The organism is Burkholderia lata (assembly GCF_902499025.1).
In the GTDB taxonomy this organism is placed as follows: Bacteria; Pseudomonadota; Gammaproteobacteria; order Burkholderiales; family Burkholderiaceae; genus Burkholderia; species Burkholderia lata_C.
Map to the genome: position 1 here is coordinate 55,228 of NZ_CABVPW010000030.1, position 19,363 is coordinate 74,590.

Consider the following 19,363-nt stretch of genomic DNA (forward strand, 5'->3'; position numbering starts at 1 on the left):
CGCATCGGGGTCTGCGGGCGGCGCGGCGCCGGCAGGCCGCGCCGCGAAATCACCGCTCCGCTTGCGCCGGCAGCCGAAGCGCGACCATGAAGCCGCGCGCCGTATTGCGCATCAGGATCTGGCCGCGATGCCGCGCCGCCGTCGCGCGAACGAACGCGAGCCCGAGGCCGAAGCCGCCGCGCGCCGCGCCATGCGCGGATTCGAGCTGCACGAACGACTCGGTCGCCGCCGTGCGCTGCTCCGGTGCGATCCCGGCGCCGGTATCCTCGACGCCGATCAGCCACGCACCGTCCTCGCTGCTCAGCGTGCAGTGCACGTCCGTGCCGGCCGGGCCGTACTTCAGCCCGTTGTCGATCAGGTTCGCGACCGCGCGCGTGAGCATCAAGCGGTCGCCCATCGTCACGCACTCGGTATCGGGCACCTGCGCGGCGACCCGGCTGCCGAGCCCGGCCGCCTTCTCCCACAGCTGGTCGACGGCGTCGAGCACGATTTCGTTGAGACTCACGACCTCGTGCGCGCGGCGCTCGGACTGCGCGCGGGTCAGGTGGATGAAGCCGTCGGCAAGCGCCAGCGCGCGCCGCGCGTGGCCGGCAATGCGCTCCATGATCGCCGGCATCTCGCCGTGCTCGGCGCGGTAGACGTCGAGCAGCGCGAGGATCGACGTCTGCGGCGAACGCATGTCGTGCGACAGGAAATCGAGCGCCTCGTCGCGTTGCCGCGACATCAGGTAGGAATTCGAGTGATAGCGGATACGGGCGGCCAGCTCCATCGCGTCGGGAAGCTTCACCAGATAGTCGTTCGCGCCGGCGATGAACGCCTCGCGCTTGACGATCGGCTCCTCCTTCGCGGACAGCACGATGATCGGCACGCGGGCAGTGCCGGCGTCCGCGCGCCACGCGCGGACCAGATCGAGGCCGTCGATCTCCGGCATCACCAGATCCTGCAGGATGACTGTCGGCTTCACGTCGCGCGCCACCGCCATCGCCCGGTGCGCGTCGGTGCACACGTGCAGGTCGATGTCGTGTTCACTGCGCAGCGCGCGGCGGATCACCTCGCCGACGAACGGTTGATCGTCGACGAGAAGGACCGATAACCCCGATTCAAGACAATCCGAGGCATTATCACCGCTCGATTCTTTCATAAATACAGTTTCAAACGCCGATTCTCCAATCGATTCTTTCATAGGAGTTGTTTATCAGACTTGGACGCTATCTTATTCGGGCGGTTGAAAACCCCGCCTGATTCCGCCGATTTGGCCTGTCGGCACTGCCTCGCAGGGTTTTGGACGCCGATTTCTCCCCGTTGGCGGCCGCATTACCTCCGCATCCTTTCTCTCAATAAACATAACCGGCTGATTCTAAATGAAATTAGAACACAGCATCTATCTCAATCCGGTTTAGTTTTGCCAAATATGCAGAAACAGACGGAAACAGTTAAATCCGATCATTTCCGGATTCGAAAGACGATAACGTTTGCGAGACCGGTGCGATAAGGTTTGCATGCGCTGCAAGGCTGGCTATCCGCTGCATTTGGGGCCGGATTGAAATGAGCCGAATTGGCGGGCGCGCGAAAAAAAAGCGCGCCGGGCAACGATCGGCCCGCGCGCGCTTCGGGCCGGCTGGCGCCGGCCGCTCGATGGTGATGTGAAGGCGCTGTGCGGCCCTACCCGCGCGCGTGCTGCGCGGACACTTCCTGCAGGTCGAGGTCGCGCTCGAGTGCGTGCAGCATCTCGTCGTGGATATGGCCCGAACGGTGCAGGCGCAACAGTTCCGCGCGCCCGGCCTTGATCGCGGCCAGCACGACGTCGTAGTGCGCGGTACGCACTTCTGCCGGATAGGTGGGCTCGTTCTTCGCCCGCTCGGTCAACTCCGCGCGATACGTGTACTGCTCGAGCAGGCGCGGATGGATCACGACCCCGTTCTCGTCGCGCACGAGCGGCTGGATCGCCGCGAGTTGCGCAGCCTCGACGTACGCCCACGTCTGCGGCTCGGTCAGATGATGCGCCGCGCGTTCCTCGCGCTGCGGCAGGCGCAGCAGCCGGATCAGCGGCCCGATCGTCGTGCCCTGCAGCAGCACGGTGACGAGGATCACCGCAAACGACGCGACCAGGATCACGTCGCGGCCGGGCATCGCCTCGGGCAGCGACAGCGCGATCGCCAGCGTGACGACGCCGCGCATCCCGGCCCAGCTCATGATCGTCGCGGCCTTCCAGTCCGGCGCTTCGCCACGCCGCGCGATCCCGCGCACCGGCCACTTCAGCGCCTCGACCGCGTAGATCCACACGAAGCGCGACACGATCACCGCCGCCAGCACCGCGAGCATCGGCGGCACCATCGTGGCGAGCACCTGCTCGAAGCCGCCGAGCCGGTGGATCGCGCCGCGCAGCGACAACCCGATCAGCACGAACACCATCGCTTCGAGCAGGAACACGATGACCTGCCAGAACGCGGTGCCGCGCGTGCGCACGGCCGCCGAGAACACCTCGTGCTGATGCCAGCCGATGATCATGCCGGCCGTGACCGTGGCGATCACGCCGGACACTTCCACCATTTCGCCCGCGATGTACGCGATCCAGCCCGCGATCACCGCGACGGTAATCACGAGATAGTCGTCGTCGAGCTGTTTCAGGAACCACACGACGAGCTTGCCGACCGCGAAGCCGATCGCCACGCCGCCGAGCCCGAGCTCCGCGAAGCGCACGACCGCGTGCTCGAGGCTGAATGCGCCGGTGAGCGCGGCCGCGACCGCGAAGCGGAACAGCACGAGGCCGGCCGCATCGTTCAGCAGGCTCTCGCCTTCGAGCAGCACCATCAGCCGGCGCGGCAGCGCGACGCGTTCGAGCACGGCCTTCGCGGCAACGGCGTCGGGCGGCGACACGATCGCGCCGAGCGCGAAGCACGCGGCCCACGGCAGCGACGGCGCCACCCAGTGCACGGCGAAGCCGACCGCGAACGTCGTGAACACGACCGCGCCGATCGCAAGCAGCAGGATGCCGCCGACGTTGCGCTTGAACTCCTCCCACACCGAGAAGTACGCGCCGTCCATCAGCAGCGGCGGCAGGAACACCAGCAGCACCAGTTCGGGATCGAGATTGATCGGCGGCAGGCCGGGGATGAACGCGATGCCGATGCCGCCGATCAGCAGCGCGGCCGCGGGCGGCAACCGCAGCCGCTTGGCGATGCATTCGAGCGCGACGATCGCGAGAAATGACAACAAAACCAGCTTGAATGCCGAGACGGGAGACATGAATCGACCTCGTGAAGAATGAATTCGCGCTTTCCGGCGTCGTACCCCGGTCGGCAGTTTCGCGCGATTACATCACGAGGCGCGGCCCGCAGTCGAGCGCGTTTGGGCAACCCGCCACGCGCTGCGGGCACGAGGCACGCCCGATGCCGGCCCGATGCGTGCGATACCATGAAAAACGGCACGCGGGCCGGCCCGATCGCCCGCCCGCGTGCCGTCGAGGCACCGCGCCGCTTGCCCGCGCGTTACCGGCGCCGCACGACCATCAGCCGCGGCTCGGTCATGTCCTCGATCGCGTAGCGGATCCCTTCCCGGCCGAGGCCCGAATCCTTCACGCCGCCATAGGGCATGTTGTCGACGCGGAACGACGGCACGTCGTTGATCACGACGCCGCCGACCTCCAGCTCGTCCCACGCACGCTGCGCATGCGTGAGCGAATCGGTGAACACGCCGGCCTGCAGCCCGAAGTCGCTGTCGTTCACGCGTGCGAGCGCATCGTCGAACCGGTCGAACTTCTCGAGGATCGCAACGGGGCCAAAGGCCTCCTTCCGGTACAGGTCCTGCTCGTGCCCGACGTCTTCCAGCAGCGTCGCCTCGAACATCGCGCCATCGACCTTGCCGCCCGCGACGATCTTCGCGCCCGCTGCGACGGCTGCATCCATCCAGCCCGACAGCCGGCGCGATTCGGATTCGGAAATCATCGGGCCGACGAACGTCGACGGATCCTTCGGATCGCCCATCTTCAGCGAACGCGTCTTCGCGATCAGCTTCTCGCGCAGTGCGTCGTACAGGTCGGCATGCACGAGGATCCGCTGCACGCCGATGCAGCTCTGGCCCGACTGGTAGTACGCGCCGAACGCGAGACGCTCGACCACGTAGTCGAGCCGGTCGCGCTGGTCCGCATCGACGATCGCGGCCGCGTTGCCGCCGAGCTCCAGCACGACTTTCTTCTTGCCGGCCTTTTCCTTCAGCGCCCAGCCGACGGCCGGCGAACCCGTGAACGACAGCAGCTTGAAACGCTCGTCGGTCGTGAACAGGTCGGCGCCGTCACGATGCGCGGGCAGCACCGAGAACGCGCCCTTCGGCAAGTCGGTTTCCGCGAGCACCTCGCCGATGATCAGCGCGCCGATCGGCGTGCGGCTCGCGGGCTTCAGCACGAACGGGCAGCCGGCCGCGAGCGCGGGCGCGACCTTGTGCGCGGCGAGGTTCAGCGGGAAGTTGAACGGCGAGATGAACGAACAGGGGCCGACCGGCACGCGCTTCGTGTAGCCCGTATAGCCCTGCGCACGCGCGGAGATCTCGAGGTTGATGATCTCGCCGTCGATACGTACCGATTCCTCGGACGCCACGCGGAACGTGTCGATCAGCCGCGTCACTTCGCCCTTCGAATCGTTGATCGGCTTGCCGGCCTCGATGCACAACGCCTCGGCCAGCTCGTCGAAACGCTCGCGAAAGCGCGCAACGCAATGGTCGAGCACGGCCTGGCGCTTGTAGGCCGGCAGCTCGCGCATCGGCTTCGCGGCATCGACCGCCGCGCCGATCGCCGCGTCGATGGCCTTCGCGTCGGCCAGCGCGACGCGCGTCGCGACCTTGCCGCTGAACTTGTCCGTCACTTCCAGATCGGTGTTCGCGTAGACGGCTTCGTTGGCGAGGTAGTACGGATAGGTTTCCTTCAACATGGAACGACTCCTTCCTGTGAACGGGACATTCAGAGTTGCGCCGACAGGCGCTTGATCTCGCGGTTCAGCACGCGCTCGTTGTCCGAGTAGTCGATCGGCACATCGATCACGTGCACGCCCGGCGACGAGAAACACTCGCGCAGCAGCGGCTCGAGATCGTCGGCCGATTCGACGCGATGCCCGTGCGCGCCGTAGCTTTGCGCATACGCGACGAAATCGGGGTTCTGCAGCGTCATCGCGAAATCGGGGAAGTTCATGTTCTCCTGCTTCCAGCGGATCATCCCGAACGCGTCGTCGCGCAGGATCATCACGACGAGGTCGAGCTTCAGCCGCACGGCCGTTTCGAGCTCCTGCGAATTCATCATGAAGCCGCCGTCACCGCACACGGCGATCACCTTGCGCTGCGGATGCACGATCTTCGTCGCGATCGCCGACGGCAGGCCCGCGCCCATCGACGCGAGCGCGTTGTCGAGCAGCAGCGAATTCGGCTCGTGTGCACGCCAGTAACGTGCGAACCAGATCTTGTACATCCCGTTGTCGAGACAGACGATGCCGTCGACCGGCATGGCGTTGTACAGATCGTTGACGATCCGCACCGGGTACATCGGGAAGCGCGGATCGTGCTGGCCCTTCTCCAGATGGGCGTCGAAGTGCTCCTTGATCATCGCGAAGCGCGCGAAATCCCAGTGCGGCTGCGGCGCGAGCGCCTCCTTCATCTGCCATACCGCGTTCGCGATATCGCCGACCACCTCGATCTGCGGGAAGTAGACGGGGTCGACCTGCGCACCGAGGAAGTTCACGTGGATCACGGTCTTGTCGTCGGTACGCATGAAGAACGGCGGCTTCTCGATCACGTCGTGGCCGACGTTGATGATGCAGTCCGCATGCTCGATCGCGCGGTGCACGAAATCGCCGTCGGACAGCGTCGCGTTGCCGAGCCACAGCGGGTGCGTCTCGTCGATCACGCCCTTGCCCATCTGCGTCGTGAAGAACGGGATGCCCGTCTTGTCGACGAATTCGAGCAGCATCTTGCAGGTGGTCTTGCGGTTGCCGCCCGCGCCGATCATCAAGAGCGGATGGCGCGCGGCCTGGATCGCGTCGATCGCGTGCGCGACCGCCTTCTCCTCGGCCACCGGCCGCCGGCTGTAGCTGCGCGGGATCGGCTTGCCGTCGCCTTCCTCGTGCGCGATATCTTCCGGCAGTTCGAGGTGCGCCGCGCCCGGGCGCTCTTCCTCCGCGCGGCGGAACGCCTCGCGCACGGCCGACGGGATGTTGCCGATCGACACGATCTGCCGCGTGAACTTCGTGAGCGGCTGCATCATGTCGACCACGTCGACGATCTGGAAGTGACCCTGCTTGCTGGACTTGATCGGCTTCTGCCCGGTGATCATCAGCATCGGCATGCCGCCGAGCTGCGCATACGCGGCAGCCGTCACGAAGTTCGTCGCGCCGGGCCCGAGCGTGGCGATGCACACGCCGGTGCGGCCCGTCAGGCGGCCGTAGGTGGCGGCCATGAACCCGGCCGCCTGCTCGTGCCGGGTCAGCACGAGCTTGATCTTCGATCGCCGCAGCGATTCGAGCAGATCGAGGTTTTCTTCGCCGGGAATGCCGAACACGTACTCGACGCCTTCGGCTTCCAGCGCCTTCACGAACAGATCCGATGCTTTCATGGGGGACTCTCGGTTGATGCCGCCTGCCCGGCCTACGGACACGCAGCGTTCAGAACGCGCGCCGGCCTACGGCACGCGGACGCTTTACCTACTGGACACAAACCACGGCACTGCCCGCCGCGCGACACGCGCTGCACGGCGGCGCCTCCGGATACCGGAGGACAAACGGACTCGCCCGTGCGCGGCAAGCACGCACGGGCGGCAAAGATGTTTTTGATTGTAGACGGATTCGGAAGATCCCGACTTCGGCCGAACGGCCAATTCGCACGCAAACGAAGCGCGCGCCCTACTGTAGCGGCCACGCCATTCAACACATCAGACTTGTGAACCATGGTTGACACATTGCAATCCATGCCCTACAGTGCGCCTACGTTCAGCATCCGGACCACCGACGTCTTCGATGCCTGGTTTGCCGGCCTGCCCGATCGCGTCGCGAAGCGCCGCATCCAGGCACGCATCGATCGTCTCTCGATGGGCAATCCGGGCGACTGGAAGTCCGCCGGCTCGCCGGTCGTCGAGATGCGGATCGACCACGGCCCCGGCTATCGCGTCTACTACGTCCGGCGCGGAACGATCTGGGTCATCCTGCTCTGCGGCGGCGATAAATCGACGCAACAGGCCGACATCCGCGCCGCGCACGCGATGCTCGCGCATCTCGACATGGAGTAACCGATGGACAAGATCAGCACCCGGCCGTGGGATTCGGCCGATCATCTGAAGACCGAAGACGACATGGCCGACTACTTCGAAGCGTGCCTGCAGGAAGCCGGCGACGATCCGGCCTTCATCGCGCACGCGCTCGGCGTGATCGCACGCGCACGCGGCATGTCGCAGGTCGCGCGCGATGCGGGCCTGTCGCGCGAAGGGCTGTACAAGGCGCTGTCGCACGACGGCAACCCGAGCTTCGGCACGATCCTGAAGGTCATCAAGGCGCTCGGCCTGCAACTGCACGGCTCGAAAGCGCACGCGTGATGCGCGGGCGCAGCCCGTCGCGCCCGCCGCGCCCGCCGTGCGATACCGGTGGCCGCGTCAGTGCAGCCAGCCGGCCGCCCAGCGCGGCACCAGCGACACCAGGTACAGCCCGAGCCCGATCAGTCCGCCGACCAGCGTGCCGTTGATGCGGATGTATTGCAGATCCTTGCCGATGTTCAGCTCGATTTGCTGCGACATCTCGCGCGCATCCCAGTTGCGCACCGTGTCGCGAATGTGACGCATCAGGAAATCCGCGAAATCCGGCGCCATCTCGTGCACCGCCTTCTCGACGTGCTCGTTCAGCGACGCGCGCAATGCCGGGCTCTCCGCAAGCCGCGCGCCGAGCCAGCCGCCGAGCGTCGCGGCCTGCCGGTGCAGCGCCGAATCGGGGCGCGCGAGATCGGCCTTCAGCCACGCGCGCAACTGATCCCACAGGTCGCGCACATACTCGTTGAACGCCGCACCATCGCGGACATAGCGCTTGATCTCCTCGCCCTTCGCGATGAACGCGGGATCGTGCTTCAACCGCTCGGTCAGCCGCACGACCGTCCGGTCGAAGCGCTGCCGCAGTTCGTGCTCGGGGTCGGCCGCCACGCCTTCCAGCACGCGGCTCACCGCGCTCGCGAGCATCCGCGCGCCGTTCTCGCCGAACCACTGCGTCGGCATGATCTTCTCGACCTTCGGGTACTGCGTCTTCAGCCATTCGACGATGAAACCCGCGATCACCTCGCGGTTCTCCTCCTTGTCGAGCACGTCGACCACCTGTTCGATCGCATCATCGAGCAGCGCCTGGTGGCGGCCGTCCTTCGTCAGCGTGTCGAGGATCGCGCCGGCCGATTGCGACAGGTCGACCCGGTCGATCACCGCGCGAAACGCGTCGTGGACGAACGACTGGATCCGCGCGTCGTCGGTCATGTCGAGCGCGAAGCTCATCAGCTTCGTCACGTAGCCGCCGAGCGCCTCGGTGTTCGCCGGCTCGCCGAGCCACGCACCGAGTTTCTGCGCGGGATCGTGCTGGCGGATCTGCGCGGCGAGCGCATCGGGGCCGAGGAATTTCTCGCGCACGAACACCGCGAGGTTGTCGGCAATCTTGTCCTTGTTCTTCGGAATGATCTCGGTATGGCGCGACACGAACGGGATCGGCACGCGGCGAAACAGCGCGACGACCGCGAACCAGTCGGCGAGCGCGCCAACCATCGCGGCTTCGGCCACGGCCTTGAAGCCGTCGACCCACGGGCCGCGCGGCAGCAGGATCGTCGTGACGAACACCGCGACGGCGGCCAGCAGCAGCCACAGCGCGCGGCGCTTGCTGCGTTTCAGTTCAAGGGCTTTGTCTGGCGTCATGGGCAACGGGTCGGGCGAACGATGCCGCTAATATGCACCGGTTGCGGTGCCGCCGACAAACATTGCGACGCGCGTCGAGCGGGCCGCAGCCCCCCGGATCTGACCGGCGGATCGCACACGGCGGCGCCGGCCGGCATCGTCACTGCATGCCGGGCCGGACGACCGTGCGCCTGCTACATGAACGTCTTCAGGTTTACCGCCGGATCCGCAAGCTTCACCGGGTCCGGCACAGCCCCCGCCGCAATCAACCGGCGCGATGCGCCGATGTCGCGCCCCAGGTTCGCTGCGGCCACCGCCGCGATCCTGCCGTCGTCCCCCAGCCCGAACACGGTGAACGGCCCATTCGCCGAATCGCCGCGCACGACGATCGTGCGCTCGCTGCCGAACAGCCCCAGCATCTGCAGGTTGCAGTCGTATTGATCGGACCACAGCCACGGTAGCTCGGCATAGGTGTCGTCGGCACCGAGCATGTTCGCGGCCGCAATGGCCGGCTGGTTTTCCGCGACCTGCCACGATTCGATCCGCACGTGACGCCCGAGCAGCGGATTGAAGTGCATCGTCACCTCGCCCGCCGCGAAGATCGCGGGATCGACCGTGCGGCAGCCCGCGTCGACGCGTATCCCGTTGTCGACATCGAGTCCGGCCGCCTGCGCCAGCTCGACATTCGGCACCACACCGATGCCGACCACGACGAGATCGGCCGGCACGTCGCCGCGATCGGTCTCGACGATCGCGCCGCCGCCCGGTGCGCGACGGATCGCGCGCGGCAGCGTCGCCATCTGGAACACCACACCCCGTGCGTCGTGCATCTGACGCGCATACATACCGACGACTTCCGGCAACGCGCGCTGCAGCAGGCGCGGCGCGGGATCGATCACCGTCACGTCACAGCCGAGCTGGCGCGCCGCCGCCGCAACCTCGAGGCCGATGAAGCCGCCGCCGAGCACCGCCACGCGGCGGCCCGGCGAAAGTTGCGCGCGCAACGCACGCGCATCGTCGACCGTGCGGACGTAATGCGGCTTGACGCCTTCGTCGATCGTCCCGCCGAACGTGCGCACCCGCGAGCCCGTCGCGAGCACGAGCCGCGCATACGGCAGCGTCGTGCCGTCGTCGAGCCGCACGCGCAGCGCATCGCGCTCGATCGCATCGACGCGCGTGCCGAGCCGCAGCTCGATGCGCTGCGCGTCGTACCACGTCGCATCGCGCACGAACGCACGCTGCTCGCCGCCGTCGCTCAGCAGCGCATCCTTCGACAGCGCGGGCCGGTCGTACGGCAGCTCGCGCTCCGCGCCGATCATCACGATGCGCGCCGCCGCATCGCGCTCGCGCAGCGCTTCGGCCGTGCGCCGCGCCGCATGGCCGGCGCCGACGATCACGAACGGGTCAGCCGACATTGACTTCCACCTGCCCGTCGACGATCCGGATCGGATAGGTTCGCACCGGCTCCGTGATCGGCGCGCATTTCGGCGCACCGGTGCGGATGTCGATCAGCCCCTGGTGCAGCGGGCATTCGACGCAGCCGTCCTCCACATAGCCTTCGGACAGCCGCGCATGGCCGTGCGTGCAGAGGTCGTGCATCGCGAACAGTTCGTCGCCGATCCGGAACACGGCGATCGGCTTCTGGCCGGCGACGCGCGCCGCCGGTTCGTCTTCGGAGAATTCGTCGAAAGCACCGAGCGGATGCCACTCGGTCAGCGTTGCTTCGGTCATGTCTGTTCCTTGCTTGCGTATCAGATCGGCGTGGCGAGCAGCGTCTGCACGCGCGACGTGTCGTAGATCACCCGCTTGGTCTTGTAGCGCAGCCCGTCCGGCGTGCGCACGACCGTGTCGTAGTACTTGCCGGCCTGGTACACGTTCGACTCGCCGTTGCTGCGCGTCTGCACGACGACGTAGTTGCTCTCCGTGTCGATCTCGCCGTCGCGTTCCGCGACGATCGTCAGGCCCGACGTCATGTGCCGGTACGTGTGCTCTTCATAGATGTTCGCGTGCCGCAGCGACACCACGCGGTCGCGCAGCATCCGCTGGTTCGTACAGTGGACGATCCCGACCGGCAGCCCGAGATCGGCGTTTTCCTTCGGCACGATTTCGTACGTGCAGTCCTCGGTGAACATCGTCGGCCATGCTTCGAGCCGGTTGTTGTCGAGGTGCCCGATATAGCGGTTCTGGAGCATGTAAATCTCGAACCACGTCTTCATGTCTTCCGTCAGGTTTTCCATCATTCCGCGCTCCCGCTTCGATAGCCCATCAGCTTCTGGTAGCCGACCCAGAACTTGCGGATCAGGCTTTCGGTAATCACCGTGTCCTGCTGGTCCGGATTGCCGCGCGACATCTCGATCACCGACGTCGCGTCGCCGTCGCGCACCGTGCCGCGCTGCACGAGCTCGGTCGCCTCCGTGTCCTCCATCGAGATGTAGCCGGCCGGCCCGACGAGGTTCGCCTGCTTGATGCGCAGCGCGCGCAGCTCGGGCGTATCGTCCGCGTAGCCGAAGAAGTGGAAGATCAGTTCGAAGTTGTCGGGGCCTTTCGGCAGGATCTGCCGCGCCACCAGCGTGTTGTGAATCTGCTGGATCACGAGCTGCGGGAAGATCGGCTGGATATGGTTCGTGCAGTCCTCGTCGTATTCCGACACGAGATCGAGGATCGATTCGTCTTCCAGATGGAAGCCTTCGTCGAACGAGCGGATGTTCTGCTGCTTGTAGGCCGCCGACGTGTCGTCACCCGTCTTCGTCACCGTGATGATGCTGTGCAGCCCGTGGTTCGCATCCGGAATCGAGCGCGCCTTCATCCCGACGCGGAAGATGTTGAAGGTCGTATGGAACAGGTGCAGCATGCTCGCGTGATACGGGTCCTTCACGTTCTCCATGTACAGCTTCCAGTTCGACTTCGAATACTGGCGCGTACAGCCGAGATACTCGATCGGCTTGTGGAAGATCCGGTCGATCCACGGGCGCATCTGCTCGCCGAGATAGTCGGGCAGCGGCATCACGTCGTCGCTGAAGGTGGCGAACACGAGCCCGCGATAGCTGTCGACGCGCAGCTTGCGCAGCCCGTGCTGCTTCGGGTCGAAGTCGGCCGGCATCCCGGACATCCCCTTCTGGCCGCGCCGGAACGGCACGCCGAGCAGGTTGCCCGAATTGTCGAAGCTCCACTGGTGATAGACGCACGTGTGCGAGCTCGCGTTGCCGCGCGACTTGCGGCACACCTGCGCACCACGGTGCGCGCAGCGGTTCACCCACGCGGACAGCGTGCCGTCCTCGGTGCGCGTGACGACCACCGGCGTATCGCCGACGAACGTGCTCTTGAAGTCGCCGGCGTTCGGGATTTCCGCTTCCAGCGCGACGAAGTTCCAGGTCGGGCCGCGGAAGATGCGTTCCTGCTCGCGATCGTAGACCGCGCGCGAGCTGAACACCTTGTACGGCACGCGCGAGCCGTCGTCGTGCGGAAAGGTCACGTCGGATGCGTCGCCGCGCGCGGCGAAAACGACGGGCGATTCTGTCTGCTCCATGTCGGACTCCTTGTCGATCCGTTTCGTTGAATGCATGGAGCCGATTTTTGAAAAGCTAATATTCCCCGTCTATCCGGAAAGTGCGATTGCGGCGGTGCAATATCCACTTTCGGCGGATTTCTGCGCTAGCATGACGGCACACACGACCCGGCGCACGATCGCGACCCATTGATCGGATCGAAGCGCACGCCGTCTACACCAAGGCTGATGCCCATGTCCCCAACGTCGTTCGAGCCGCTCGCGCTGCGCGCGCACCGGCTGTTCGAATCCCGCGATCTCGACGAGACGCGCGAGCGGATCTCGCGCGTGATGCAGCCGCATGCGCTGCTGCCGAGCGGCCGCACGCGGGGTGCGTCGCACATGGATTTCGTCAGGCTCGGCGGGCTCGGGATCGGCACGATCGCATTCGGCGACGCGATGCGCGTGCAGGTCGACGCGGTCGACGGCTACTACCTGCTGATGTTCTGCCTGTCCGGCCAGGCCGAGGTGCGCGCGATGGGGCGGCAGCTCGGCGTCGACGGCCAGACCGGCGTGCTGTGTGCGCCCGGCGAACGCTTCGACGCGGTGCTGTCGGCCGATTGCGAACAGTTCGTGCTGCGCATCGACGCGGCGACCGTCGGCTCGCTGACCGGCGACCCGCGCGCGACGCTCGATCCCGTGCTGCATGTCAGCGACGCCGCGCTCGCCGCGTGGCGCCAGCAACTGATGCTCGTCGCACGCTCGCCCGAACTGCTCGAACGCGCGAACGCGAACCCGCGCGTCGCGTCCCAGCTCGAGCACCTGCTGATCGACCTGCTGATCGAGGGCCACCCGCCGTCCGTGCTGCAGGCATCGCACCGCGACCCGGCACCGGGCTTCGTGCGGCGTGCACAGGAGTTCGTGAACGCGCATTATGCGCAGCCGCTGCAGCTCGCCGATATCGTCCAGGCCGCCAACGTGCCGGAACGGACGCTGCGCGACGCGTTCCTGCAGTTCCGCGGAATGAGCCCGATGCAATACCTGCGCGCGACGCGGCTCGACCACGCGCGCGAGCTGCTGCGCGGCACGGCGTCCGACCGGCGGATCGCCGATGTCGCGCTCGATTGCGGGTTTACACACCTGGGGCGGTTCGCGATCGCGTATCGGGAGAAGTTCGGGGAATCGCCGTCGGAAACGCTCGACGGGAAGCGCTGACGTCGTCGCGCATGCTCGCGCGCCCTGCGGCTTGCGTAACCGCCAAAGCGCTCACACGACAGCGCATGACATCGCGACGCCCTCCCCGCATCTGCCAGTACCGGCCGAAACAGACCGTTAGTTGCGATTTGCGGAATTTAATGGCGATCGTCACCCTACCGGCACGATCATCTCGCGCGCAATCGCGCAAAACGCGGCCGTGGCGGCGCTCTCGCCGTGCAGCCGGCGGCTCATGATGATCGGCGACGTCGCGGCCGGCTCCGGCAACCGCCGGTAGACCACGCCCTTCACGCGCACGCCCTCCACGCTCTCCGGCACCAGCGACACGCCGACCTGCGCAGCCACGAGCCCGAGCGCCGTCTGCAGCTCGCGCACTTCGTGGACGGCCGCCGGCACCAGCGCGCCGTCGCGCAGCGCGGACAGCTGCTGATCGGCGAAGCTCGGCCGCGGCGTGCTCGGATAGACGATCAGCGTCTCGCCCGCGATATCCGCGAGCGTCAGCGGCCGGGCCGGATCGGCAAGCGGATGCCCGACCGGCAGCGCCGCGATCAGCTTTTCCTCGATCAGCGCCTCGCGCACCAGCTGGTCGTCGTCGAAGCGCAGCCGGCCGAAGCCCACGTCGATCCGCCCGCCCTTCAGCGCGCCGAGCTGTTCGAGCGTGAACATTTCGATCAGCGACAGCTCGACGTCCGGCTGCGCCTCGCGAAACGCGCGGATCACGTCCGGCAGCGCGCCATACAGCGTTGACGGCACGAAGCCGATCACGATCCGCTCCGACAGCTGCGCGAGCCGCCGCGTCAGCGGGCCGAGCTCGTCGGCCTGGTCGACGAGGCGCTTCGCCTGCGCATAGAACACGCGCCCCGCATCCGTCAGTTTCAGCGGCCGCGCACCGCGCTCGAACAGCGGCAACCCGATCTCGTCCTCGATCGCCTGGAGCTGGCGGCTCAGCGGCGGCTGCGTCATGTGCAGCCGCTCCGCCGCCCGCGTGATGTTCATTTCCTCGGCGACGGCGATGAAGTAGCGGAGCTGACGCAATTCCATTTCATGCCTCAAAGGTATGGAAGTAGTCGGAAAGAGTGTTGGACGACGCGGGGCGGGAATTCCTACCATGTGCACCAACAGGAGGAATCGCATGATAGCAACTGCCGCCACCATCGAACGCATCGAGACGCTGCTCGTCGACGTGCCGACGATCAGGCCCCACAAATTGTCGGTCGCCACGATGAATTGCCAGACCCTCGTGCTGGTGCGTGTTCGATGCACGGACGGTATCGAAGGCGTCGGCGAGGCGACGACCATCGGCGGTCTCGCCTACGGCGAGGAGAGCCCCGAAAGCATCAAGGTCAACATCGACACCTACTTCGCGCCGCTGCTGCAGGGCATGGACGCGACCCGTCCGGGCGCCGCGCTGGCGCGTGCCCGCAAGCTGTTCCAGGGCAACCGCTTCGCGAAGTGCGCGATCGAGACCGCGCTGTTCGACGCGCAGGCGCGCCGCCTCGGCGTGCCGCTGTCGGAACTGTTCGGCGGCCGTCGAACCGATGCGGTCGATGTTGCATGGACGCTTGCGAGCGGCGACACGCAGCGCGACATCGCGGAAGCAGAAGCGATGCTCGAAGCGCGCCGCCACCGCGCGTTCAAGCTGAAGATCGGCTCGAACGCCGTGGCCGACGACGTCGCGCACGTGATCGCGATCAAGCGCGCACTCGGCGAGCGTGGCGACGTGCGCGTCGACGTGAACCAGGCCTGGAGCGAAACCGACGCGATCTGGGCCGGCGCGCGCCTGGCGGAAGCCGGCGTGAGCCTCGTCGAACAGCCGATCGCCGCGACCAACCGCGCGGGGCTGAAACGCCTCACGCAGCTCGCGCAAGTGCCGATCATGGCCGACGAGGCGCTGCACGGCCCCGTCGATGCATTCGCGCTCGCGCAGGATCGCGCGGCCGACGTGTTCGCGGTGAAGATCGCGCAATCGGGCGGCCTGCAGGGGGCGGCGAGCGTCGCGTCGATCGCGGCGGCCGCCGGCATCGAACTGTACGGCGGCACGATGCTCGAAGGCGCGGCCGGCACGATGGCGTCCGCGCAACTGTTCAGCACGTTCGACTCGCTGAAATGGGGCACCGAGCTGTTCGGCCCGTTGCTGCTCACCGAGGAAATCCTCGTCGAGCCGCTGCGCTACGCGGATTTCAAGCTGCACCTGCCGGCAGCGCCCGGCCTCGGCATCACCTTCGACTGGGCCCGCATCGAACGGATGCGACGCGACGCCCGCTGACCCCACACGACAACCGAAACCGGAGACACAGATGAACAAGCAAGCCATCGACGCACTGCTGAAGACCTTCGACGACGCCGCCGAAAAGCCGGGCAACCCGCGCGTGCGCGCGATCGTCAACCGGATCGTGCAGGACATCTGCTACACGATCGAGGACTTCGACGTGCAGCCGAGCGAATTCTGGACGGCGCTGAACTACCTGAACGAAGCCGGCCGCGAATTCGGGCTGATCGCCGCAGGCCTCGGCCTCGAGCGCTTCCTCGACGTGCGCATGGACGAAGCCGAGGAAAAGGCCGGCATCCAGGGCGGCACGCCGCGCACGATCGAAGGGCCGCTGTATGTCGCCGGTGCGCCGGAGTCGCTCGGCCATGCGCGTCTCGACGACGGCACCGATCCGGGCCAAACGCTCATCATGCGCGGCCAGGTGCTCGGCCAGGATGGCGCGCCGATCGCGAACGCACTGGTCGAGGTGTGGCACGCGAACCATCTCGGCAACTACTCGTACTTCGATCAGTCGCAGCCCGCGTTCAACCTGCGCCGCTCGATCCGCACCGATGCCGAAGGCCGCTACAGCTTCCGCAGCGTGCTGCCGGTCGGCTACAGCGTGCCGCCGGGCAGCAAGACCGAGCAGCTGCTCGACCAGCTCGGCCGCCACGGCCATCGTCCGGCGCACATTCACTTCTTCGTTTCGGCGGACGGTTATCGTAAGCTGACGACGCAGATCAACATCGATGGCGATCCGCACCTGTGGGACGACTTCGCGTTCGCGACGCGCGACGGGCTGATTCCGCCGGTGAAGCAGGCCGAAGGCGCGGAAGGCAAACCGTACGGCGTCGACGGGCAGTTCGCGCTGATCGACTTCGACTTCTCGCTGCTCAAGGAAAAGCAGGACGTGCCGGGCAGCGAAGTCGAGCGGGCCCGCGCGCAGGCGTGAGCGGCCTTCCCGTTCGACGAACCGATAACGCAAGGAGTGCAGGATGCTGTTTCATGTGGAAATGACCGTCCGTCTGCCGACGGACATGGATCCGGTCAAGGCGGCCACGCTGAAGGCGGAAGAAAAGGCGATGTGCCAGCGGCTGATGAACGAAGGGATCTGGCGGCATCTGTGGCGGATCGCCGGGCAGTATGCGAACGTCAGCATCTTCGACGTCGAAAGCGTGCAGCAGCTGCATGACCTGCTGAGTCAGCTGCCGCTGTTCCCGTATATGGAGATGGAAGTGCGGGCGCTGTGCCGGCATCCTTCTTCGGTGCGGGAAGACGATCGGTAAGCAGACGGTCGAGCACTGACAAGAACAACGGGCGGCCCGCGATTGCCTCGCAGGCCGCCCGTTTCATTTCGTCATTCGCAGCGGTGGATCGGGTTGCCGCGCGGCCTACTTCTGCTTCTGCGCCTCCATCTTGTCGGCGGCTTCGTCGCCATACACCTTCGCGACACGTCGCGCGACGATCGCCTGCATCAGCGTCTTGTCGAAATCGTCGGCGGTTTTCCAGCCGCTGCCATCCTTGACGAACGTGAAATCGCCCTTCAGTTGCAGCATCGACGGTGCGCCGATCGCGCCGAGCAACCGGTCGCGATAATCGATCAGCAACGGACACGACACATGGTCGCCGTCGATCTGCTTGCAGTCGGCGGCCGGCATGACGCCCAGCACGCTGCTCGTCAGCGTCGTCGGCTTGTCGTCGCCGAACATCGGCTTGCCGTAGCTCGGCATGCGCGCCGACACGTCCTTGTCGAGTTGTGCGACGCCCGCCATGAAAGCCGTGCTGATGGCGTCGCGGCCGAGCGGTGCGCCGAGCTTCGGATCGAGGCCTTGCGCACTGTAGCGAGCCGTCACGTATTCGGGCGGGAACATCTGCACGACAAAGGCGCTCTTGTCCTTGTCGTCGTGCCGGACCACATAGCCGAGCGTCGCGTGCTCGCCGGCGATACTCACGTCCGCCAGGCAGCCGCGTGCACGATCGGCCTCGTCGTAGCCGACCTCACGGGGGTTGCTGACGCGTGGAAACGACTTGCTGCCCTGGTCGAGCATCTGCATCGGGTTCTCGCGCATCATGGCCATGCGTGCGTCGAACATCAGCGAATTCAGCGCCTTGGTGGTGCTCGACGCGCTGCACGCAGGCGTCGATGCGGGCCACAACAGGTAAGCGCCCACCGCGAGCGCCGCAGCAAGGCCGCCGAAGCCGATCAGCATCTGCTTCTTCTTTTGCGCGCGCTGGATCGATGCGACCGTTTCGTTCAGACGCTGTTCGAACCGGGGCGGATCGATCTCCTCCAGCATCGTCATCAGGACGAGTTTCTCGTCGGCGCTCCCGTAGCTGCCGTCCAGCAGCTCATGCGTCGCTTTCGCCTCGGCGTCCGCGGTCGTGTAGCCCTCGGCGATCAGCCAGTCGAGCAGTGTGCGGGCGGAATCGGTATCGGGAAACTCGGCCGGTGCGTCCCTCAGACGCTGGGTGACACGCGCCGCCTGCTCCTCCGTCAGATAGCCGCCGGCTTCGAGCGTGATCAGCAGGACGGCGCGGTTGTCATCGATCGGTTCTGCGTGGCCCGGTTGTTCGAAAGTCATCGTTGTTGTTCTCCGTCGAGACCGATTCGCTGTGCGGGATGTGCCGGCTTATTGTGCAGACGAATCGTGTCGATCTCCGGAAACTACTTGATTCGAGCGCACGTGTCGATATGCCCGCGCGTCGCGTTCGCGCGCGGGCCCGCCATGCGTCATCAATACGCGTGCGCCAGATGCGCCGCATACCCCACCGTCCCCGGTGCGATCTCGTCCTTCAGCGTCAACGCCGGAATCTCGTAGTCGCCCGCGTTCTGCCGCCGGAACGGAATCGGCTGCGTGGCCCACAGTTCGTCCAGGCGCTTGCCGAGCGCCGCACGCGTTTCGTCGAAGCGCGCTTCGTTCATCTTCCCCGACCGGTAGATCACGAACGGCGGCAGCACGTCGAAGCCCGGGTAATACAGCATCCCGTGCTGGATCGGGAACAGCACGTCGTCGATCGGTCCGTTGATGCCGCGCGGGCTGTAATGCGATTGCCACCCGCCCGCCGTGACGATGAGCATCGCGCGCTTGCCGGCAAACGAACCTTCGCCATAGCGATTGCCCCAATGCGTGTCGGAGTGCTCGCCAACGCCGTAAGCGAAGCCGCACGCATATACGCGCTCGAACCAGCCCTTCATGATCGCCGGCATCGAGAACCACCACAGCGGGAACTGCAGGATCACCGCATCGGCCCACCTCAGCTTGTCCTGCTCGCGCACGATGTCTTCGCGCTGCGTGCCGGTCGCGAACGCGTGCTTCGAGTCGTTCGACGGATCGAAACGCGCGTCCGGGTCACGCCCGGTCATGTCGTCCGCGTCGAACGCCGCCTTCCAGTTCATCGCATACAGGTCGGTCACCTGCACCGTGTGGCCGGCCGCTTCGAGATGCTCGACGGTGAAGTCGCGCAACGCGCCGGTCAGCGAACGCGGTTCGGGATGGGCATAAACGATCAGCACATTCATGTTCGGTAC

At 66.3% G+C, this 19,363-nt stretch carries 18 protein-coding genes; 6 read left to right on the forward strand and 12 right to left on the reverse strand.

What is annotated here, in order from left to right:
• Positions 1-49 precede the first annotated feature (49 nt).
• The 4 genes from BDI24065_RS27290 to BDI24065_RS27305 all read right to left on the reverse strand — a co-directional run bounded on the left by BDI24065_RS27290 (position 50) and on the right by BDI24065_RS27305 (position 6,592).
• Positions 50-1,183, reverse strand: coding sequence for a hybrid sensor histidine kinase/response regulator (locus BDI24065_RS27290; protein WP_175033896.1), 1,134 nt, complete (start codon positions 1,181-1,183; stop codon positions 50-52).
• A 479-nt stretch (positions 1,184-1,662) separates the two neighbouring features.
• A complete protein-coding gene (locus BDI24065_RS27295; RefSeq protein WP_175033897.1) occupies positions 1,663-3,246 on the reverse strand; it encodes a Na+/H+ antiporter in 1,584 nt (527 codons plus the stop codon).
• A gap of 242 nt (positions 3,247-3,488) precedes the next feature.
• Positions 3,489-4,922, reverse strand: a complete 1,434-nt coding sequence (locus BDI24065_RS27300) for an aldehyde dehydrogenase family protein (RefSeq protein WP_175033898.1) — start codon at positions 4,920-4,922, stop codon at positions 3,489-3,491.
• Between the two features lie 29 nt (positions 4,923-4,951).
• A complete protein-coding gene (locus tag BDI24065_RS27305; RefSeq protein ID WP_175033899.1) occupies positions 4,952-6,592 on the reverse strand; it encodes an acetolactate synthase large subunit in 1,641 nt (546 codons plus the stop codon).
• 351 nt (positions 6,593-6,943) lie between these two features.
• On the opposite strand from BDI24065_RS27305, the gene BDI24065_RS27310 reads away from it, so the two are divergent.
• Together BDI24065_RS27310 and BDI24065_RS27315 are read left to right on the forward strand one after the other, a co-directional pair.
• Positions 6,944-7,261, forward strand: a complete 318-nt coding sequence (locus tag BDI24065_RS27310) for a type II toxin-antitoxin system RelE/ParE family toxin (protein WP_166886314.1) — start codon at positions 6,944-6,946, stop codon at positions 7,259-7,261.
• Positions 7,262-7,264: 3 nt separating this feature from the next.
• Positions 7,265-7,564, forward strand: coding sequence for an addiction module antidote protein (locus BDI24065_RS27315; RefSeq protein ID WP_039344756.1), 300 nt, complete (start codon positions 7,265-7,267; stop codon positions 7,562-7,564).
• 57 nt (positions 7,565-7,621) lie between these two features.
• On the opposite strand, the gene BDI24065_RS27320 is transcribed toward BDI24065_RS27315, so the two are convergent.
• The 5 genes from BDI24065_RS27320 to andAc all read right to left on the reverse strand — a co-directional run bounded on the left by BDI24065_RS27320 (position 7,622) and on the right by andAc (position 12,413).
• Complete coding sequence (locus BDI24065_RS27320; protein ID WP_175033901.1) at positions 7,622-8,908, reverse strand: DUF445 domain-containing protein; 1,287 nt, start codon at positions 8,906-8,908, stop codon at positions 7,622-7,624.
• Positions 8,909-9,081: 173 nt separating this feature from the next.
• Positions 9,082-10,302 carry an anthranilate 1,2-dioxygenase system ferredoxin--NAD(+) reductase gene (gene andAa / locus BDI24065_RS27325; protein ID WP_175033902.1) on the reverse strand — a complete coding sequence of 407 codons (1,221 nt, stop codon included), beginning with the start codon at positions 10,300-10,302 and terminating at the stop codon, positions 9,082-9,084.
• On the reverse strand, positions 10,292-10,618 hold the full coding sequence (gene andAb, locus BDI24065_RS27330; protein ID WP_089474370.1) for an anthranilate 1,2-dioxygenase ferredoxin subunit AndAb: 327 nt from the start codon (positions 10,616-10,618) through the stop codon (positions 10,292-10,294). The genes andAa and andAb overlap by 11 nt, the downstream gene beginning before the upstream one ends.
• A 20-nt stretch (positions 10,619-10,638) precedes the next feature.
• Complete coding sequence (gene andAd, locus BDI24065_RS27335) at positions 10,639-11,127, reverse strand: anthranilate 1,2-dioxygenase small subunit AndAd (RefSeq protein WP_011355917.1); 489 nt, start codon at positions 11,125-11,127, stop codon at positions 10,639-10,641.
• Positions 11,124-12,413, reverse strand: coding sequence for an anthranilate 1,2-dioxygenase large subunit AndAc (gene andAc / locus BDI24065_RS27340; protein WP_175033903.1), 1,290 nt, complete (start codon positions 12,411-12,413; stop codon positions 11,124-11,126). Before andAc ends, andAd begins: the two co-directional genes overlap by 4 nt.
• Positions 12,414-12,626: 213 nt before the next feature.
• Between andAc and andR the strand changes: the two genes are divergently transcribed.
• Entirely contained in the window at positions 12,627-13,586 is a 960-nt protein-coding gene (gene andR / locus BDI24065_RS27345) for an anthranilate 1,2-dioxygenase regulatory protein AndR (protein WP_175033904.1), read from the forward strand.
• Positions 13,587-13,736: 150 nt separating this feature from the next.
• On the opposite strand, the gene BDI24065_RS27350 is transcribed toward andR, so the two are convergent.
• Positions 13,737-14,627 (reverse strand): LysR family transcriptional regulator, encoded by an 891-nt coding sequence (locus BDI24065_RS27350; protein WP_175033905.1) that lies wholly within the window; start codon positions 14,625-14,627, stop codon positions 13,737-13,739.
• A gap of 91 nt (positions 14,628-14,718) precedes the next feature.
• Here BDI24065_RS27350 and BDI24065_RS27355 point away from each other — a divergent pair, with 91 nt between their 5' ends.
• From BDI24065_RS27355 to catC, 3 genes are read left to right on the forward strand one after another with little or no spacing between them, the layout of a single operon-like run.
• Entirely contained in the window at positions 14,719-15,852 is a 1,134-nt protein-coding gene (locus BDI24065_RS27355) for a muconate/chloromuconate family cycloisomerase (RefSeq protein ID WP_175033906.1), read from the forward strand.
• A 31-nt stretch (positions 15,853-15,883) separates the two neighbouring features.
• A complete protein-coding gene (gene catA / locus BDI24065_RS27360; RefSeq protein WP_175013304.1) occupies positions 15,884-16,786 on the forward strand; it encodes a catechol 1,2-dioxygenase in 903 nt (300 codons plus the stop codon).
• A 43-nt stretch (positions 16,787-16,829) separates the two neighbouring features.
• Positions 16,830-17,120: a muconolactone Delta-isomerase gene (gene catC / locus BDI24065_RS27365; protein WP_021157297.1), complete on the forward strand. Its 291-nt coding sequence runs from the start codon at positions 16,830-16,832 to the stop codon at positions 17,118-17,120.
• 105 nt (positions 17,121-17,225) lie between these two features.
• On the opposite strand, the gene BDI24065_RS27370 is transcribed toward catC, so the two are convergent.
• Together BDI24065_RS27370 and BDI24065_RS27375 are read right to left on the reverse strand one after the other, a co-directional pair.
• Positions 17,226-18,416 carry a hypothetical protein gene (locus tag BDI24065_RS27370; protein ID WP_175033907.1) on the reverse strand — a complete coding sequence of 397 codons (1,191 nt, stop codon included), beginning with the start codon at positions 18,414-18,416 and terminating at the stop codon, positions 17,226-17,228.
• Positions 18,417-18,568: 152 nt separating this feature from the next.
• Positions 18,569-19,354, reverse strand: coding sequence for an NAD(P)H-dependent oxidoreductase (locus tag BDI24065_RS27375; RefSeq protein WP_175033908.1), 786 nt, complete (start codon positions 19,352-19,354; stop codon positions 18,569-18,571).
• Between the last annotated feature and the right edge of the window lie 9 nt (positions 19,355-19,363).

Coding starts and splice junctions, on each gene's coding strand:
- BDI24065_RS27290 (WP_175033896.1), bottom strand. CDS start 1,183: ATGAAAGAATCGATTGGAGAATCGGCGTTTGAAACTGTATTTATGAAA.
- BDI24065_RS27295 (WP_175033897.1), bottom strand. CDS start 3,246: ATGTCTCCCGTCTCGGCATTCAAGCTGGTTTTGTTGTCATTTCTCGCG.
- BDI24065_RS27300 (WP_175033898.1), bottom strand. CDS start 4,922: ATGTTGAAGGAAACCTATCCGTACTACCTCGCCAACGAAGCCGTCTAC.
- BDI24065_RS27305 (WP_175033899.1), bottom strand. CDS start 6,592: ATGAAAGCATCGGATCTGTTCGTGAAGGCGCTGGAAGCCGAAGGCGTC.
- BDI24065_RS27310 (WP_166886314.1), top strand. CDS start 6,944: ATGCCCTACAGTGCGCCTACGTTCAGCATCCGGACCACCGACGTCTTC.
- BDI24065_RS27315 (WP_039344756.1), top strand. CDS start 7,265: ATGGACAAGATCAGCACCCGGCCGTGGGATTCGGCCGATCATCTGAAG.
- BDI24065_RS27320 (WP_175033901.1), bottom strand. CDS start 8,908: ATGACGCCAGACAAAGCCCTTGAACTGAAACGCAGCAAGCGCCGCGCG.
- andAa (WP_175033902.1), bottom strand. CDS start 10,302: ATGTCGGCTGACCCGTTCGTGATCGTCGGCGCCGGCCATGCGGCGCGG.
- andAb (WP_089474370.1), bottom strand. CDS start 10,618: ATGACCGAAGCAACGCTGACCGAGTGGCATCCGCTCGGTGCTTTCGAC.
- andAd (WP_011355917.1), bottom strand. CDS start 11,127: ATGATGGAAAACCTGACGGAAGACATGAAGACGTGGTTCGAGATTTAC.
- andAc (WP_175033903.1), bottom strand. CDS start 12,413: ATGGAGCAGACAGAATCGCCCGTCGTTTTCGCCGCGCGCGGCGACGCA.
- andR (WP_175033904.1), top strand. CDS start 12,627: ATGTCCCCAACGTCGTTCGAGCCGCTCGCGCTGCGCGCGCACCGGCTG.
- BDI24065_RS27350 (WP_175033905.1), bottom strand. CDS start 14,627: ATGGAATTGCGTCAGCTCCGCTACTTCATCGCCGTCGCCGAGGAAATG.
- BDI24065_RS27355 (WP_175033906.1), top strand. CDS start 14,719: ATGATAGCAACTGCCGCCACCATCGAACGCATCGAGACGCTGCTCGTC.
- catA (WP_175013304.1), top strand. CDS start 15,884: ATGAACAAGCAAGCCATCGACGCACTGCTGAAGACCTTCGACGACGCC.
- catC (WP_021157297.1), top strand. CDS start 16,830: ATGCTGTTTCATGTGGAAATGACCGTCCGTCTGCCGACGGACATGGAT.
- BDI24065_RS27370 (WP_175033907.1), bottom strand. CDS start 18,416: ATGACTTTCGAACAACCGGGCCACGCAGAACCGATCGATGACAACCGC.
- BDI24065_RS27375 (WP_175033908.1), bottom strand. CDS start 19,354: ATGAATGTGCTGATCGTTTATGCCCATCCCGAACCGCGTTCGCTGACC.